At 70.4% G+C, this 16,159-nt stretch carries 18 protein-coding genes; 5 read left to right on the top strand and 13 right to left on the bottom strand.

What is annotated here, in order from left to right; genetic code table 11:
* Positions 1 to 27: 27 nt before the first annotated feature.
* From murI to clpS, 9 genes are all read right to left on the bottom strand, one after another.
* The gene (gene murI / locus FB471_RS27465) at positions 28 to 831 is read right to left on the bottom strand and encodes a glutamate racemase (protein WP_142001203.1); all 804 of its coding nucleotides are present in this window, start codon (positions 829 to 831) and stop codon (positions 28 to 30) included.
* The gene (locus tag FB471_RS27460; RefSeq protein ID WP_246076759.1) at positions 828 to 1,439 is read right to left on the bottom strand and encodes a rhomboid family intramembrane serine protease; all 612 of its coding nucleotides are present in this window, start codon (positions 1,437 to 1,439) and stop codon (positions 828 to 830) included. The genes murI and FB471_RS27460 overlap by 4 nt, the downstream gene beginning before the upstream one ends.
* A gap of 72 nt (positions 1,440 to 1,511) precedes the next feature.
* Complete coding sequence (locus FB471_RS27455; RefSeq protein ID WP_142001202.1) at positions 1,512 to 2,279, bottom strand: aspartate/glutamate racemase family protein; 768 nt, start codon at positions 2,277 to 2,279, stop codon at positions 1,512 to 1,514.
* 12 nt (positions 2,280 to 2,291) lie between these two features.
* Positions 2,292 to 3,242, bottom strand: a complete 951-nt coding sequence (locus tag FB471_RS27450) for a PLP-dependent cysteine synthase family protein (RefSeq protein ID WP_142001201.1) — start codon at positions 3,240 to 3,242, stop codon at positions 2,292 to 2,294.
* A 3-nt stretch (positions 3,243 to 3,245) separates the two neighbouring features.
* The gene (locus tag FB471_RS27445; protein ID WP_142001200.1) at positions 3,246 to 3,524 is read right to left on the bottom strand and encodes a MoaD/ThiS family protein; all 279 of its coding nucleotides are present in this window, start codon (positions 3,522 to 3,524) and stop codon (positions 3,246 to 3,248) included.
* A gap of 77 nt (positions 3,525 to 3,601) precedes the next feature.
* Positions 3,602 to 4,063: a M67 family metallopeptidase gene (locus tag FB471_RS27440; RefSeq protein ID WP_142001199.1), complete on the bottom strand. Its 462-nt coding sequence runs from the start codon at positions 4,061 to 4,063 to the stop codon at positions 3,602 to 3,604.
* Positions 4,064 to 4,110: 47 nt separating this feature from the next.
* Positions 4,111 to 5,124 (bottom strand): P1 family peptidase, encoded by a 1,014-nt coding sequence (locus tag FB471_RS27435; RefSeq protein ID WP_170221034.1) that lies wholly within the window; start codon positions 5,122 to 5,124, stop codon positions 4,111 to 4,113.
* An 8-nt stretch (positions 5,125 to 5,132) separates the two neighbouring features.
* On the bottom strand, positions 5,133 to 5,690 hold the full coding sequence (locus FB471_RS27430) for a DUF2017 domain-containing protein (protein ID WP_142001198.1): 558 nt from the start codon (positions 5,688 to 5,690) through the stop codon (positions 5,133 to 5,135).
* Positions 5,687 to 5,971: an ATP-dependent Clp protease adapter ClpS gene (gene clpS / locus FB471_RS27425; RefSeq protein WP_142001197.1), complete on the bottom strand. Its 285-nt coding sequence runs from the start codon at positions 5,969 to 5,971 to the stop codon at positions 5,687 to 5,689. Before clpS ends, FB471_RS27430 begins: the two co-directional genes overlap by 4 nt.
* 82 nt (positions 5,972 to 6,053) lie before the next feature.
* On the opposite strand from clpS, the gene FB471_RS27420 reads away from it, so the two are divergent.
* Both FB471_RS27420 and FB471_RS27415 read left to right on the top strand, forming a co-directional pair.
* The gene (locus FB471_RS27420; RefSeq protein WP_142001196.1) at positions 6,054 to 7,346 is read left to right on the top strand and encodes a nicotinate phosphoribosyltransferase; all 1,293 of its coding nucleotides are present in this window, start codon (positions 6,054 to 6,056) and stop codon (positions 7,344 to 7,346) included.
* Positions 7,347 to 7,376: 30 nt separating this feature from the next.
* Positions 7,377 to 7,958, top strand: a complete 582-nt coding sequence (locus FB471_RS27415; protein WP_142001195.1) for a nicotinamidase — start codon at positions 7,377 to 7,379, stop codon at positions 7,956 to 7,958.
* A 108-nt stretch (positions 7,959 to 8,066) separates the two neighbouring features.
* Here the strand turns inward: FB471_RS27415 and FB471_RS27410 are convergent, their stop codons facing one another.
* A complete protein-coding gene (locus tag FB471_RS27410; RefSeq protein WP_246076620.1) occupies positions 8,067 to 8,762 on the bottom strand; it encodes a choice-of-anchor P family protein in 696 nt (231 codons plus the stop codon).
* Positions 8,763 to 8,956: 194 nt separating this feature from the next.
* Here FB471_RS27410 and FB471_RS27405 point away from each other — a divergent pair, with 194 nt between their 5' ends.
* From FB471_RS27405 to FB471_RS27395, 3 genes are all read left to right on the top strand, one after another.
* A complete protein-coding gene (locus FB471_RS27405; RefSeq protein ID WP_142001193.1) occupies positions 8,957 to 9,547 on the top strand; it encodes a biotin transporter BioY in 591 nt (196 codons plus the stop codon).
* A 50-nt stretch (positions 9,548 to 9,597) separates the two neighbouring features.
* Positions 9,598 to 11,652: an ATP-dependent DNA helicase gene (locus FB471_RS27400; RefSeq protein ID WP_142001192.1), complete on the top strand. Its 2,055-nt coding sequence runs from the start codon at positions 9,598 to 9,600 to the stop codon at positions 11,650 to 11,652.
* Positions 11,653 to 11,931: 279 nt separating this feature from the next.
* Positions 11,932 to 12,279: a hypothetical protein gene (locus FB471_RS27395; protein WP_142001191.1), complete on the top strand. Its 348-nt coding sequence runs from the start codon at positions 11,932 to 11,934 to the stop codon at positions 12,277 to 12,279.
* 22 nt (positions 12,280 to 12,301) lie between these two features.
* On the opposite strand, the gene FB471_RS27390 is transcribed toward FB471_RS27395, so the two are convergent.
* The 3 genes from FB471_RS27390 to ctaD are packed head-to-tail and all read right to left on the bottom strand — an operon-like array spanning position 12,302 to position 16,064.
* Complete coding sequence (locus FB471_RS27390) at positions 12,302 to 13,057, bottom strand: peptidyl-tRNA hydrolase (protein WP_142001190.1); 756 nt, start codon at positions 13,055 to 13,057, stop codon at positions 12,302 to 12,304.
* Positions 13,054 to 14,283: a phosphoserine phosphatase SerB gene (serB, locus tag FB471_RS27385; protein WP_142001189.1), complete on the bottom strand. Its 1,230-nt coding sequence runs from the start codon at positions 14,281 to 14,283 to the stop codon at positions 13,054 to 13,056. Before serB ends, FB471_RS27390 begins: the two co-directional genes overlap by 4 nt.
* The gene (gene ctaD, locus FB471_RS27380; protein WP_142001188.1) at positions 14,280 to 16,064 is read right to left on the bottom strand and encodes an aa3-type cytochrome oxidase subunit I; all 1,785 of its coding nucleotides are present in this window, start codon (positions 16,062 to 16,064) and stop codon (positions 14,280 to 14,282) included. The genes serB and ctaD overlap by 4 nt, the downstream gene beginning before the upstream one ends.
* Between the last annotated feature and the right edge of the window lie 95 nt (positions 16,065 to 16,159).

Genomic DNA, 16,159 nt, shown 5'->3' with positions numbered 1-16,159 from the left:
CGACACCCTATGTGCCGGAACAAGTCGTCACCCGGCTACGGGAGCCAGCACACCCGGCGCGAAGCCCATGAACCGGTGGGCGAGGCGGGTGAACGGCTCGGCGGAACCGGTCGCCACGAACTCGTGCCGGGGCTGAACCTCCCGGTCGGACAGCAGATCCCGCTCGGTGAGCACCCGCACGACATCCTTCGCGGTCTCCTCCGCACTGGAGACCAACGTCACGTTCTGCCCCATGACGATCTGCAGCACACCGGTGAGCAACGGGTAGTGCGTGCAGCCGAGCACGAGGGTGTCCACCTCGGCCCGCAGCAGCGGTTCGAGGTAGCCCTGCGCCAGGCCGAGCACCTGCCGCCCGGAGGCGATCCCGCGCTCCACGAAGTCCACGAACCGGGGACACGCCACCGTGCTCACCCGCACGCCCTTCGCCGCGGCGAAGGCGTCGTCGTAGGCACGGGACCGCACCGTGCCCTCGGTGCCGATCACCCCGATCCGCCCGGAGTGCGTCACCGCGACCGCCCTGCGCACGGCGGGCAGCACCACCTCGACCACCGGCACGTCGTAGCGCTCCCGCGCGTCCCGCAGGCAAGCCGCCGAGGCCGTGTTGCAGGCGATCACCAGCGCCTTCACCCCGTCCGCGACCAGCCCGTCCAGTGCGGTCAGCGCCAGCTCGCGGGCGCGGGCGATGGGCAGCGGGCCGTAGGGGTTGTGCGCGGTGTCGCCGACGTAGCGCAGCCGCTCGGCGGGAAGCTGGTCGAGGATGGCGCGGGCCACCGTCAGGCCGCCCACGCCGGAGTCGAACACGCCGATGGGAGCGTCCGGGCTTGGGGTCACGCCCCGAGGTTACCCGGCGAGGGCGGGCCCCCGGCCTGCTTGCGCCCCCGTGCCCGGTCCGCCCTGGCCACCAGCCAGGCGGCGAGGACGCCGGCAAGCGCCCCGAACAGGTGACCCTGCCAGGAGATTCCCGGGTTGCCCGGCAGCAGACCCCAGAGCATGCCGCCCCAGAGAAGCAGCAGCACCGCGGCCACGATGAGCTGCCCGGCACTGCGGTTGAAGATCCCCCGCACCAGCAGGAACGCCAGCCAGCCGAAGGCGAGGCCGGAGGCGCCGACCGTGAAGGCGTCCGAGGGCCCCAGTAGCCACACGCCGAGCCCACCGACGATCCAGATGGTGGCCGTCACCATGGCCCACTGCGCGAAGCCGCTGGCCATCGCCAGGAAGCCGAACACGAGTACCGGGACCGTATTGCTGAGCAGGTGTCCCCACCCCGCGTGCAGCAGCGGCGCCCACACGATGCCGTCCAGCCCGGACAGCGTACGGGCCACGATACCGCCGTGATCGAGCTCGGCCGGGATGATCACGTCCGCCAGCTCGACCAGGTAGAGCAGCGCGGCGAAGGCCACCGCCACGATGGCCGCCGCCCTGGGGTTGGCGGGCATGATGCGCTTGGTGGCCTCCTCCGCCGGTTTGCCGGAGGGTGCTGGCTGGGCTGGCGGGTTACTCACACCACCAGACTACGAGCGGGACGAGGACCCCGCCTCGGGAGAAATCCCTGAGATCGTTCTTGTGTCCGGGGACGGTGGCAGCGGGGCCGTGCCCACGGCGTAGCCCGCCGCGGCCGCCACGTGCAGCCGGGTGGTCGGGAAGGTGGGCACCGGGCTGTCCCGCGGCCCGACCAGCAGCTCGATCTCGGTGCAGCCGTAGATCATGCCCCGCGCGCCCCGCTCCGCCAGCCTGCCCATGACCTCGCGGTAGGCCTGCCGGGATTCCTCGGTGACCACCCCGCGCACCAGTTCGTCGTAGATGATCCGGTGCACCCGCTCGCGGTCCTCCTCCGCGGGGACCAGCACCTCGAGGCCGTGCGCGGCGAGCCGGTCACGGTAGAACGGCTGCGCCATGGTGAACCCGGTACCGAGCAGCCCGACCCGCTCGATCCCGGACCGGATGATCGCGTCCGCACAGGCGTCGGCCAGGTGCAGCAACGGGATGTCCAGCCCCTCGGCGAGCACGTCGGCCACCTTGTGCATGGTGTTCGTGCACAGCACCAGCACCTCGGCCCCGGCTCGCCGCAACGCGGTGCCCGCCGCGAGCAGCACCTTCCCTGCCTCGTCCCAGCTCGCCTCGGCCTGCATCCGCTCGATCTCCGCGAAGTCCACCGAGTAGAGCACGCAACGGGCGGAATGCAAGCCGCCGAGCGTATCCCGTACGAACTCGTTCAACAGCCGGTAGTACTCCGCGGAGGACTCCCAGCTCATCCCGCCGAGCAGACCGATGGTCTTCATCGGGCCACTACATCAGGCCCAGAGTTGGCCGTCCAGCCGCTCGGCGGCCTCGTCCAGCGAGCCGCTGTAGGCGCCGGTGGAAAGGTACTTCCACCCGGCATCGGCGACGACGAACGCCACATCGGCCTGCTCACCCCGTGCCGCCGCCTTCTCGGCGACGGCCAACGCGGCGTGCAGCACCGCGCCCGTGGAGATCCCGGCGAAGATGCCCTCGTGTTCCAGCAGCTCGCGGGTACGCCGCAGCGCGTCGTAGGCGCCGACCGAGTAGCGGCCGGTCAGCACGTCCGGGTCGTACAGCTCGGGCACGAAGCCCTCGTCCAGGTTGCGCAGGCCGTACACCAGCTCGCCGTAGCGTGGCTCGGCCGCGACGATCTGCACCCCCGGCTTGTTCTCGTGCAGGTACCTGCCGACCCCGACCAGGGTGCCCGTGGTGCCGAGACCGCCGACGAAGTGGGTCACGGTCGGCAGGTCCTTGAGCAGTTCGGGCCCGGTCCCGGAGTAGTGCGCCTCGCTGTTGGCCGGGTTGCCGTACTGGTAGAGCAGCACCCAGTCCGGGTTGGCCTCGGCCAGCTCCTTGGCCCTGCGCACGGCCTCGTTGGACCCGCCCGCGGCCGGGGAGAACACGATCCGCGCCCCGTAGGCCTGTAGCAGTTGTCTACGCTCGGCCGAGGTGTTCTCCGGCATCACGCACACCAGGCCGTAACCCTTGAGCTTGGCGGCCATGGCCAGCGAGATGCCGGTGTTGCCCGAGGTCGGCTCCAGGATCGTGGCGCCCCGGTACAGCCTGCCCTCCCGCTCGGCGGCCTCGATCATGGCCAGCGCGGGCCGGTCCTTGATCGAACCGGTCGGGTTACGGTCCTCCAGCTTGGCCCACAGCCGGACCTGGTCGGTCGGCGACAGCCGGGGCAGGCCGATCAGCGGCGTGCCTCCGAGCGCGTCGAGCAGCGACTCGTAGCGAGCCATGCGTCAGCGTGCGCCGCCGGCGACCGCGGGAAGGATGGTCAGCGTGTCGCCGTCCTTCACCTCGGCCGCGAGACCGCCGGCGAACCGGACGTCCTCGTCGTTCACGTAGACGTTCACGAACCGGTGCAGCTTCTCGTCCCTGACCAGGCGATCCTTCAGGCCACTGTGCCGGGCCTCGATGTCGTTGATCACCTCGAGCACGGTGCCGCCGGACGCCTCGACAGACTTCTCACCCCCGGTGTGCGTACGCAGGATCGTCGGGATGGACACGGTCACGGCCATGGGTTACCTCCGCTTGCGGGTTCTTCTTCGGCAGACGTTCGGGGACGCGCGGATATTCCACTGCTCCGCGCGCGAGCTCAGGCGTCGGGGGTGTCGTCGCTGCCCGTATGCGCGAACATGTAGGACTCGACGACCTCGACCGGCTCCTCGGTGACGACCCCTTCGACGATGCGGTACGAGCGGAACTCGTGCTCCTCGGGGTCCCTGGTCGAGACCAGGACATAGTGCGCGAACGGCTCGGAGGCGTAGGACACGTCGGTCCGCGACGGGTAGGCCTCGGTGGCGGTGTGCGAGTGGTAGATCACCACCGGCACCTCGTCGTTCGCATCCATCTCGCGGTAGAGCTTGAGCAGGTCGCCGGAGTCGAACTCGTAGAATGTGGGCGAGCGCGCCGCGTTCAGCATCGGGATGAAGCGTTCCGGCCGGTCGCTGCCATCCGGGCCGGCGATCACCCCGCATGCCTCGTCCGGGTGATCCCGGCGGGCATGCGCGACGATCTCGTCGACGAGGTCACGGCGGATCCGAAGCACGCCGGCCATCTTACGTGCTGGACAGGGGGTGTCCATACCGTGAGAACGGACACGTGTCAGCCCCCATCCGGGAACGCCTCCGCCCACAGGTCGCGGTAGGCGGGCAGCGCGGGCACCGCCCGGGCCGTGAGCAGCCCGTGCACCATGGCACGAGCGAACGTCCTGGCCGCTGCCGCGCCGAGGGCGTCGAGCGCCGCAGCCCTGGCCGCCTCACCGAACGGCCCCCTGCCCTCCGGCAGCTCCCTGGCCCCGGTGGCCAGCGCGAACGTGGTGTCGCCGTCGAACATCGAATGTGCGGGCCGCACCGCGCGGGCCAGCCCGTCCTGGGCGGCGAGGGCGAGCCTGCGGCACTCCGCCTTGGAAAGGTCCGCGTCCACCGCGACCACGCCGATGGTGGTGTTCAACACCGTGCCCGTGGTGTCCGGCCGCTCGGCGGGCCGGTCCGGCCAGCGCACCCCGAACTCGCCGTCGACCTCGTGGTCCGCGGCGAACGGCCGGCCGTCGGTGAACCGGACGGCCTCCCCCGCCGCGTTCACCACCGCCAGCGCGCCGACGGTGCACTCGCCCACCCGCTCTGCCGCCGTGCCCACCCCGCCCTTGAGCGAGCCGACCTGCGCGCCGGCCCCCGCGCCGACCGTGCCCTGCGCGACCGGTCCTTCCACGGCGGCCGTGCAGGCGGCATAGCCGAACTCGGCGTCCGGCCGGTTGCCCCAGGTGCCGCGGGGCAGGTCGAACAGCACCGCCGCGGGCACGATCGGCACCACCTCGTGCGGTTCGGTCCCGACCGGAAGGCCGCGATGCCGCTCGGCGTGCCACCGCATGACCCCCTCCGCCGCGGCCAGCCCGTAGGCGCTGCCGCCGGAGAGGCAGACCGCGTTGACCCGCCGCACCAGGTTCTCCGGTTCCAGCAGGTTGGTCTCCCTGGTGCCGGGCGCGCCGCCGCGCTGGTCCACCGCGCCGGTGGCCCCCTCCGGTACGAGCACCACGGTGGTGCCGGTGGCCCAGCCGTCCCCGAGCCGATGGTGGTGGCCGACCAGCACCCCTGGCACGTCGGTGATGGCGTTCAGCACCCTGACGCTCAATCCGTCATCGCCTGGACGAGGCTTTCCTGCACCCAGGTCAACCAGTGGTACACCCCGAGATGGGCCGAGCGCGGGTCGTCGTCCGGCAGGTCGTCCGGCATGTCCTCGGTGACGTCCAGCGCGGTGCCCAGCGCGAGCCGGACGTCGTTCAGCGCGGACAGCCACGCGTCGGCCTGCTCGAAGGTCAACCGGACGTCCCCACCATCGGGTGACAGGGTGTTCAGCACGACCGTGGCGACCCCGACCTTCGCCTCCAACACCTCCGGCTCGTGCAGGGAGCGCAGCGCGGCGGCCGAGTCGAGATCCTCCTTGGTGGGGTTGTCCGGGTCGAGCCGGTGAAAGTCCGGGAGCAGCCGGGACAGCACCGGATCGTTCGGCGACTCGGAAGGGCCGGTCTTGATCCCGGTCAGCTCGGTGAGCTCATCCTGCGGCGCCTCGTCTGAGCGAGCACGCAGCATGTCCTCGAGCTGACTCACCAGCCCGCGCAGGACGGCCGCCTCCTGCTGCTCGAAGCCGGCGAGCAACTTGGCGCCCTTGCGACGCCAGGTCTTCACGGCTGCTCCATCGTTGCCCACAGGCCGGCGGCGTGCAGCTTCGCGACGTCACCCTCGACCTTCTCCTTGGTGCCGGACGACACCGTGGCCTTACCCTTGTGGTGCACGTCGAGCATGAGCTTCGTGGCGTGGTCGCGGCTGTACCCGAAGATCTTCTGCAAGACGTACGTGACGTACGACATCAGGTTCACCGGGTCGTTCCAGACGATGGTCTGCCACGGTCTGTCCTCGGCACCCAGTTCGGCACCGAGTGATTGTTCGGCCTCGACAGGCGTGGTCATGTCCCTATGGTGTCACGATCGGCCCAACGAGTGGGACGGCAGGGCCGCCACACACCGGCATCCGGTGAATAGGCTTGCCGGTATGGCAGAGCAGAACGCGAGCACGGCGCTACTCACCGATCACTACGAACTGACCATGCTGAGCAGCGCGCTCGCCGACGGTACCGGCGAGCGCCCGTGCGTGTTCGAGGTGTTCGCCCGCAAACTGCCCGACGGCAGGCGTTACGGCGTCGTCGCGGGCACCGCACGGGTACTCGACGCGATCGCCGACTTCCGGTTCACCGACGCCGAACTGGCCCAGCTGGAGTCCACCGATGTGGTGGACGACGCCACCCTGGCGTGGCTGGCCGACTACGAGTTCTCCGGGGATATCGACGGCTATCCCGAAGGCGAGTTGTACTTCCCCGGTTCGCCGATCCTGACCGTGCGCGGCAGCTTCGCCGAGGCCGTGGTGCTGGAGACGATGGTGCTGTCCATGCTCAACCACGACAGCGCGGTGGCCTCGGCCGCCGCGCGGATGTCCAGCGCCGCGCACGGTAGGCCGATCATCGAGATGGGCGGTCGCCGCACGCACGAGTACGCGGCGGTCGCCGCGGCCAGGGCCGCCTACCTGGCCGGGTTCGCCACGACCTCGAACCTGGAAGCCGGGCGCCGGTACGGGATCTCCACCAGGGGGACCGTGGCGCATGCGTTCATCCTGTTGCATGACAACGAGGAGGAGGCCTTCCGCGCGCAGATCGCCAAGATGGGCACGGACACCACGATGCTGGTGGACACCTACGACATCACCGCGGGCATCGAGACCGCCGTCCGGGTGGCCGGCCCCGACCTGGGCGCGGTGCGGATCGACTCGGGCGACGTCGGGCCGCTGGCCCGCAAGGCCCGCGAGCAACTGGACGCGCTCGGTGCCAAGGACACCCGGATCGTGGTCTCCGGCGACCTCGACGAGCACGCGATCGCGGCGCTGCGCGCGGAACCGGTGGACGCCTACGGTGTCGGCACCTCCGTGGTCACCGGATCGGGTGCCCCGACCGCGGCCATGGTCTACAAGCTGGTCGAGGTGGACGGGCGCCCCGTGGCGAAGCGCAGCACGCACAAGGAGTCCCGCGGCGGCTGCAAGGCGGCAGTGCGCAGGCACAAGGAGACCGGGACGGCGATCGAGGAAGTGATCCACCCTGCCGGCTCGCCGCCGGATCCCGGGCCGCACGACCGGCCGGTACAGATCCCGATGGTGCGCGGTGGACAAACCGTCGACGACCTACCCACCCTGGAGGACAGCAGGCAACGCTTGCGCAAGGCGCTGGTGAGCCTGCCGTGGGAGGGTCTGAAACTGTCCCATGGCGAGCCCGCTATACCGACGGTGTTCACCCAGTGACATACAGAGAACGAAATGGGTGAGAGCAGTATGGGTGAAAAAGCACTGATCGTGGTGGATGTGCAGAACGACTTCTGCGAGGGCGGTTCGCTGGCCGTGCAGGGCGGTGCCGAGGTGGCCGGCGCGATCTCCCGCAGGCTGGGCCTCGGATCGAACGGTTACGCGCATATTGTCGCCACCCGGGACTATCACATCGATCCGGGAGCGCATTTCAGCGACGAGCCCGACTTCGTGCGTTCCTGGCCGCGGCACTGCGTGGCCGGGACGGCGGGCGCCTCCTTCCACCCCGACCTGGACGTCGCCCCGATCGAGGCGGTGTTCTCCAAGGGGCAGTACAGCGACGGCTACTCCGGCTTCGAGGGACACACCGAGACCGGTGCGGACCTCGCAGGCTGGCTGCGCGCCCGCGGGGTGGACACAGTGGACGTGGTGGGCATCGCCACCGACCACTGCGTGCGGGCGACCGCGCTGGACGCGGCCCGCACGGGTTTCGCCGCCCGCGTGCTCCTCGACTTCACCGCGGGCGTGGCCAAGGACTCCGTGGACAACACCCTGGCCGAGCTACGCGAGGCCGGTGTCGCCCTCGACGGGGAGCCCACCATCGCTTCCTGACCGTACGTCAACAGCAAACTCACCTACGCGGGCGGCAAACACGCCGGGGCCCGGCGTGTTGGCCGCTCAGGTAACCGTGTTTGCTCCTCGCGTCACCGAGTTTGCCGCTCATGTGGGCGAGTTGGCCGGTTGCGGGGACAGGCCGTAGGGGTCGCAGCTCGCGCTACCGACGATCAGGCTGCCGCTGGCCGGGCCGCCTTCCGGAAACAGCGTGATGTGCAGGGCGTTCGTGGTCATGCTGCCGTCCGGCGGGTCCGGGATGACCACCTCGTTCAGCACGATCTTCGCCATCGGCGGATCCTCGGGTTGCTTCCCGGGGATGGTGACGGCGTGGTTGATCGGGATGTCCCTCGGCACGGTGAACCCGGAGACGCCGCCCAGTTCCATGTACCCGCTGCTGCCGTTCTCCGTGGTCCGGCAGCGGGCGGCGTACGAGCGCACCTCCAGCGCGGGGCCGCCGAACTGGCGCAGCACCTCGGTGCTGAACCGCTGGCCACCGGCCTCGGCCGAGGCGATGCCCGTGTCGTCGCGGCCGCAGTCGGTCTCTCCCCTGCCGTACCGGGTGGTTCGGCTGACCACCGCGACCCCGGCGTTGTTGCGTGGCTGCTCGTCGGCGTCACAGCGGGCTATCGGGCCGGACCCCACGGACTGGCCGCCCACCACCATGTCCACCGAACCGAGCGAGCCCTCGGCAAGTGCGGTCCACTCGGCGGCCTGCGCCTGCGCCGGAACCGCAAGCAACCCGCCACCCAACAACCCTCCGCTCAGCGCCGCAGCCAGCATCGCCCGGTTGATCCTCGACATCGCCCGCTCCATTCCCCGTGACGTACTTACCCTTTGACGGCATCGGCGGTGAGCGGGCCGAGCCTGACCCGGAGCGCATCACACCACCCGGTCGAGTGGCGCGGGCGGTCGTGAGAAAGGCGACTTCCGGGGGCCGCGGAAGATCCGTCCGCACTAGCCTGCGCTGGAGTTTCGTTCTCGCTGGGAGGTCATCCGTGTCTTCGTTGTCCCTGGCCGACCGCCGCCCGGTCCTCGCCGACCTCGTTCCCGGCGCGCTGGCCCGTGACCTCGCCCTTGTCGCCGGTGGCGCGGTGGTCACCGGGCTCGCGGCACAGGTCGCGCTGCCGGTCCCGGGCAGCCCGGTGCCGATGACCGGCCAGACCTTCGCCGCCCTGCTCACCGGAGCCGCGCTGGGTTGGCAACGCGGTGCCGCCTCGTTGCTGCTGTACCTGCTGATCGGCGCGGCGGGGGTGCCGTGGTTCCAGAACGGCAGCTCGGGGCTGTTCGGCGCGAGCGCCGGATACATCGTCGGCTTCGTGTTCGCCGGAGCGCTGGTGGGCGCGCTGGCAGCCCGCGGCGGCGACCGCACCCCGCTGCGCACCGCGGGCACGATGGTGCTCGGCAACCTGGCCATCTACGCCGTCGGGGTGCCCTGGCTGATGGCCGCGGCCTCGCTGGGCCTCGCGGACGGCCTCGCCATGGGCGTGGTGCCGTTCCTGATCGGCGACGCGGTGAAGATCGTGCTCGCCGCGGGCCTGCTGCCGGGCACCTGGAAGCTGGTCGAACGGATCCGTTCGCACCGCTGAGCCCACCGCCTGCCCGATTCTGACGGCGCCCCCGGGTACCGTTTGGCGCCGTGGCCGAACGCTCCGAGTTGCCCAGTGTCCGTGAGCTGCTCACGCATGCGGTGGAAGCCGTCGGCGGTACCGAACGGGACGGCCAGATCGAGATGGCCGAGGCGGTCGCCCGGGCCGTCCGCACCGGCGAACACCTTGCCGTGCAAGCGGGAACGGGCACCGGGAAGTCGCTGGCCTACCTGGTGCCCGCCATCCGCCACGCGGTGCAGAAGGAAGCCACCGTGGTGGTCTCCACCGCGACGATCGCGCTACAGCGCCAGCTCGTCGACCGGGACCTGCCGCGGCTGGCCAAGTCGCTGAAGAAGCCGCTCGGCAGGGAGCCGACCTTCGCCATCCTCAAGGGCAGGCGCAACTACCTGTGCCTGCACAAGCTGGACACCGGTGCCGCCGAGGAACCGGAGGACGATGGCCTTTTCGACGCCTTCGACGTCTCCAAGATGGGCAAGGAGGTCAAGCGCCTGCACGAATGGTCCTCGGAGACCGAGACCGGGGATCGGGACGAACTGGTGCCCGGCGTGTCGGAGCGGGCGTGGCGACAGGTGTCGGTCACCGCGAAGGAATGCCTCGGTGCCGCCCGCTGCCCGATCGGCACCGACTGCTTCGCCGAGCAGGCGAGGGCCGAGGCCGGCCGGGCCGACGTGGTGGTGACCAACCACGCGTTGCTGGCGATCGACGCGCTGCAGGGTTACCAGGTGCTGCCCGAGCACGACCTGGTGATCATCGACGAGGCGCACGAGCTGGTCGACCGGGTGACCTCGGTGGCCACCGGCGAGCTGACCAGCGCGATGATCTCCGCGGCCAGTCGCCGCTGCGGCAAGCTCATCGACGCGGGCATCGCCGACCGGCTGCTGGAGTCGGGTGACGGGCTCGCGCTCGTACTGGACGACCTCGGCGCGGGCCGGATGGACGCGCTGCCGCAACCGCTTGCCGGCGCCCTGCCCGCCGTCCGGGACGCCGCGCACGCCTGCCTCACCGCACTGGGCTCCGACCGCAAGGAGGAGGTCGAGGAGGCCACCGCGCGCAAGCTGGCCCGCTCGCTGCTGGAGGAGGTGCACGACACCGCGGTCCGGCTGCTGGATGCCTTCGAGGAGGACCAGGCGAACCAGCGGGACGTGGTGTGGCTGAGCAGCGACCAGTACTCGGCCAACCCGCGGCCGCCGACGCTGCGGGTCGCCCCGCTGGCCGTGGCCGGGCTACTGCGCGAGCGGGTCTTCGGCGCGAACACCACGGTGCTCACCTCGGCCACCCTGACCCTCGGCGGCACCTTCGACACGCTGGCGAGGCAGTGGGGCCTGCCACCATCCTCGAAGCAGGTCGAGCGGGAGCAGCCCGCCGGCACGGCCACCGAGAAGTCCCCGCCCGCGGACGGGGACGTGATCGAGTGGACCGGCCTCGACGTCGGCTCCCCGTTCGACTACCGCCGCAACGGCATCCTGTACGTGGCGAAGCATCTGCCGCCGCCGGGCCGGGACGGGCTCGGCGAACCCATGCTGGCCGAACTGACCGAGCTGATCGACGCCGCGGGCGGGCGCACCCTGGGACTGTTCTCCTCCATGCGGGCGGCCAAGCAGGCGACCGAGGAGCTGCGCGGGCGGATCGACCATCCGATCCTGTGTCAGGGCGAGGACTCCACCTCACTGCTGGTGCGCAAGTTCGCCGAGGACCAGCACACCTGCCTGTTCGGCACGCTCTCCCTGTGGCAGGGCGTGGATGTGCCGGGGCCCGCGCTACAGCTGGTCGTGGTGGACCGGCTGCCCTTCCCGCGCCCGGACGACCCGGTGTCCTCCGCCCGGCAGCGCGCGGTCGAGGCGCGGGGCGGCAACGGTTTCCTCACCGTCGCGGCCACCCATGCGGCCCTGCTGCTGGCGCAGGGCACCGGCAGGCTGCACCGCACCATGGGCGACCGGGGCGTGGTGGCCGTGCTGGACTCCCGGCTGGCCACGGCCCGCTACGGGGGCTTCCTGCGCGCCTCGTTGCCGCCGTTCTGGCCCACCACCGACCGGCAGGTCGTCCGGGATGCGCTGCGAAGACTGGACGCCGCCGCACCCACCTGAGTGACCGGGAGGCGGATCGGACTACCGTGGACAAAACGTCAACCCTGAGGGAGCGCCCGAGAAACCGCTCGGACTTGTGGTGACGAGCGGAGGAACGCGCGCTCAGCGGAGCCCACAAGCGGGGAGGCGGGGCGCACGACCTGCGGAGGTGACAGCCGTGACCGAGTTCCGGGCGTCGCCCGCCCGTCTCCCGCCACCCCAGACGGAGGCGCCCCGCGCCTCTGTGTTCGACTGACGATCGTGCTGCGCGTTTCCAGCCAAAACACTGAGGGAGAACCGTTGTCCCAGGACTCATCCAGCGCCCGGTCCCGGGCGGTCCGCGTCGACGACACCGGGGTACGCCGGCAGCTGGCCGACGGCAGCGAGGAGTCCGTTACCTGGTCAGACCTGTCCGCGGTGGTGATCAGAGTGATCCCGGAGGGGCCGTGGGACGAGGACGTGTTTTTCATGCTGGCCGGCTCGGACGGGGCGGGCACGGCCGTGCCCAGTGGGGACCCGGCCGCCGACGCCCTGCTGGAGCGGCTGCAGATGCTGCCCGGTTTCGACCACGACAAGTTCGTCGAAGCCATGACCACCGACGCCGATGAGGCCTACGTCGTCTGGAAGGCCTCGGACCGCACGTCCTGAAGCAACCACTGGGGTCCGCGGGCTAGTACTGAGCCAGCACGGTGATGGTTCCGGGGGCGATCTCGGTGAATCCGGCGTCCCGAACGGCCACGACGGAGCGTTCCCGCCACGCCGTGGCCGGGTCGTCCACGGAACACAGTTCGGCCCACTCCCCCGGCGTCGGCGCGCGGACGGCACAGCGGTAGCCCTGGCCGGCCCAGCGGGCGAGCCGGGCGGCGTCCAGCAACGCGGCCAGGATCATGGTTGCATGACCGACCTGGGCGGCGGCCTTGCCGACGCTCATGGTGATCCCGGGATTGAGCCACAACACCGGCACGCCCTCCGGTGCCGGACCCGGCTCGTCGGCGGGCAGTTCGCTGCCCGAGATCTGCAGCCGGCCGACCTCCCTCGGAGTGTCGACGATCCGGCCGGGCAGCAGGGCGCGGGCCTGCGCGCCCGCCACCTCCACGGTCACCCCTGGCAGCCGCTGTACGGCCGCCCAGTGCGCCCCGCGGGCCCGGCGAGCGACCTTGCGGATCCGGCCGTCGACCCAGCAGGCCACCTCCTCGTGCCACTCGCCGCCCGGTGCCGCGCGCTCGTCAAGGCAGAGGGCGATGGCCGCGGTGGCCGCCGCCTCCAGTAGCGCGGTGCGACCCGGCGGGGTGGCCCGCTCGATCCGCAGGATCACCGGCATGGCGCGAACCCGCTCGGAGTCCTCGTCCGAGGTGTCGGCCGTGTCCGCGGCGGGCAGGTTCAACCAGGAGCCGTAGCGGGCCGCGAGTGGCCGGAGAACCGTCACGGCCGCAGCAGTTGCAGGCCGTCGGCGGAGTCGGCCGCCTCCACCTCGGTGCGGGTGACGCCGAGGACGAACAGCACGGCGTCCAGGTAGGGATGGGACAGCGCGGTGTCGGCCACCTCGCGCAGGGCGGGCTTGGCGTTGAACGCCACCCCCATGCCCGCGGCGGCGAGCATATCGATGTCGTTCGCCCCGTCGCCGACCGCGACGCACTGGCCGAGCGGGATGTCGTACTCCGCGGCGAACCGGTGCAACGCGGCGGCCTTGCCCTCGCGGTCCACGACCTCACCGACCACCCGGCCGGTGAGTTTGCCGTCCACCACCTCCAGGTTGTTGGCGGCCCCGAAGTCGAGCCCGAGCTCCGTCACCAACCGCTCGATGATCTGGGTGAACCCGCCGGACACCACCCCGCAGTGGAAACCGAGCCGCTTGAGCGTGCGGATCGTGGTGCGGGCACCCGGGGTGAGCTCGAGTGCCGCGGCGACCTCGTCCAGCGCGGAGGCCGGAACTCCCTCCAGCAACGCCACCCTGCGCTCGAGCGATTCGGTGAAGTTCAGCTCGCCGCGCATCGCGGCCTCGGTGATCTCCCGAATCTGCGGCTCGATCCCGGCATGCGCGCCCAGCATCTCAATGACCTCACCCTGCACCAGGGTGGAGTCCACGTCGAAGACCACCAGCCGCTTGGCCCGCCTGGTCAGTCCGGCCCGCTCCACGGCGACGTCCACACCAACCCGGGAGGCGACATCGGCCAGCGCCGAACGCAGCTCACCGTCGGCGACCTGGGTGTCCTCGGCGACCGAGACGTAGACCTCCAGCCCGGTCACCGGGTAGTCGGCCACGCTGCGGATCGCGTCGATGTTCGCGTCGAGCGCGGCCAGCCTGCGCGCGACCTCGGTGAAGGCCCGCGCGGTCACCGGGCGGCCGAGCACCACCACCACGTGGCTGGAGCCCTGGGTGCCCTGCGCGTACGGGTCGGCGCCGATGGCGTCGCCGATCCGTACCTCGACGCGCATCGAGACGGTGGCCATCGCCTGCTCGACGGCCTCCTGCACGGCCTCGGGATCGCTCTCCACGGCCACCAGTACGCCGAGCACCAGTTGGCCACGGATGACCACCTGCTCCACGTCCAGCACCTCGACGCCCTGCCGGGCGAGTGCCGCGAAGAGCACCGAGGAGACGCCTGGCTTGTCCGGACCGGTGGTCGTGATCAGTACCGGCGTGCTACTCACTGTTCGCTCGCGTTGTCCTTGTCGTGCCTGCCAGGGACGGCGGCCTCGGTGAGCACCTCGGAGGGCGCGCTCTTGGCCGCGGGATGCGGCACGGCCTTACCGGTGAAGCCGATGTGCCCCTCGGAGTGCAGCCGCTCGACCATATGCGGGTAGTGCAGCTCGAACGCGGGCCGCTCGGACCGGATCCGCGGCAGCTCGGTGAAGTTGTGCCGCGGCGGCGGGCAGGAGGTGGCCCACTCCAGCGAGTTGCCGTAGCCCCAGGGGTCGTCCACGGTGACGATCTCGCCGTAGCGGTAGCTCTTGAACACGTTCCAGATGAACGGCAGCGTCGAGGCACCGAGGATGTAGGCCCCGATCGTGGAGATCGTGTTCAACGTGGTGAACCCGTCGCTGATCAGGTAGTCGACGTAGCGTCGCGGCATGCCTTCCGCGCCGAGCCAGTGCTGGACGAGGAACGTCAGGTGGAAGCCGATGAACGTGGTCCAGAAGTGCAGCTTGCCCAGCGGTTCGTCCATCATCCGGCCGGTGATCTTGGGGAACCAGAAGTAGATCCCGGCGAAGGTGGCGAACACGATCGTGCCGTAGAGCACGTAGTGGAAGTGCGCCACCACGAAGTAGCTGTCCGAAACGTGGAAGTCGATGGAGGGCGCGGCCAGCAGCACGCCGGTCAGCCCACCGAAGAGGAAGGTGACGATGAAGCCGAGGCTGAACAGCATCGGGGACTCGAAGGTCAGCTGCCCCTTCCACATCGTGCCGATCCAGTTGAAGAACTTGATCCCGGTGGGCACCGCGATCAGGAAGGTCATGAAGGAGAAGAACGGCAGCAGCACCGCGCCGGTGGCGTACATGTGGTGCGCCCACACCGCGACCGACAGCGCGGCGATGGCCAGCGTCGCCCAGACCAGGCTCTTGTACCCGAAGATCGGCTTGCGGCTGAACACCGGGAAGATCTCCGACACGATGCCGAAGAACGGCAGCGCGACGATGTAGACCTCGGGGTGGCCGAAGAACCAGAACAGGTGCTGCCACAGGATCACCCCGCCGTTGGCCGGGTCGAACACGTGCGCCCCGAGATGCCGGTCCGCCAGCAGCCCCATCAGCGCGGCGGTGAGGATCGGGAACGCCAGCAGCACCAGCACGCTGGTGATCAGGATGTTCCAGGTGAAGATCGGCATCCGCCACATGGTCATCCCGGGGCCACGCAGGCAGACCACCGTGGTGATCATGTTGACCGCACCGAGGATGGTGCCGAGACCGGACACCACCAGGCCGGTGATCCACAGGTCGGCCCCGACCCCGGGAGAGTGGATCGCGTCCGAGAGCGGGGTGTAGGCGAACCAGCCGAAGTCGGCGGCGCCACCGGGGGTGAGGAAGCCGGAGACCACGATGAGGCCGCCGAACAGGTACAGCCAGTAGGAGAAGGCGTTCAGCCGGGGGAAGGCCACATCCGGCGAACCGATCTGCAACGGCAGCACGAAGTTGGCGAACCCGAACAGGATCGGGGTCGCGTACAGCAGCAGCATGATCGTGCCGTGCATGGTGAACAGCTGGTTGTACTGCTCCGCGGAGAGGAACTGCTGCCCGGGGCGGGCCAACTCGGTGCGGATCAGCATGGCCATCGCGCCGCCCACCATGAAGAAGGCGAACGACGTGACCAGGTACATGATGCCGATCTGCTTGTGGTCCGTCGTGCGGAACAACCGCAGCAGGTACGAACCCTTCACCGACTCGCGCGTCGGATACGGACGCGTGGCAATCGGCTGGGGGGCTACGGCCGTCACTCCTGCCTCCTGCTGTCAACTTTGTGGTGGTCACCGTTCGGCGTGGTCCAGCAGCCTGCGGGCGGGACGCCAACGCCGGCGGCTAAGGGGGATCG

The sequence above is a fragment of the Amycolatopsis cihanbeyliensis genome, assembly GCF_006715045.1.
GTDB classification, from domain to species: Bacteria; Actinomycetota; Actinomycetes; order Mycobacteriales; family Pseudonocardiaceae; genus Amycolatopsis; species Amycolatopsis cihanbeyliensis.
Note: the sequence above shows the minus strand (reverse complement) of the source record. Positions and strands in the feature narration are given on the sequence as shown.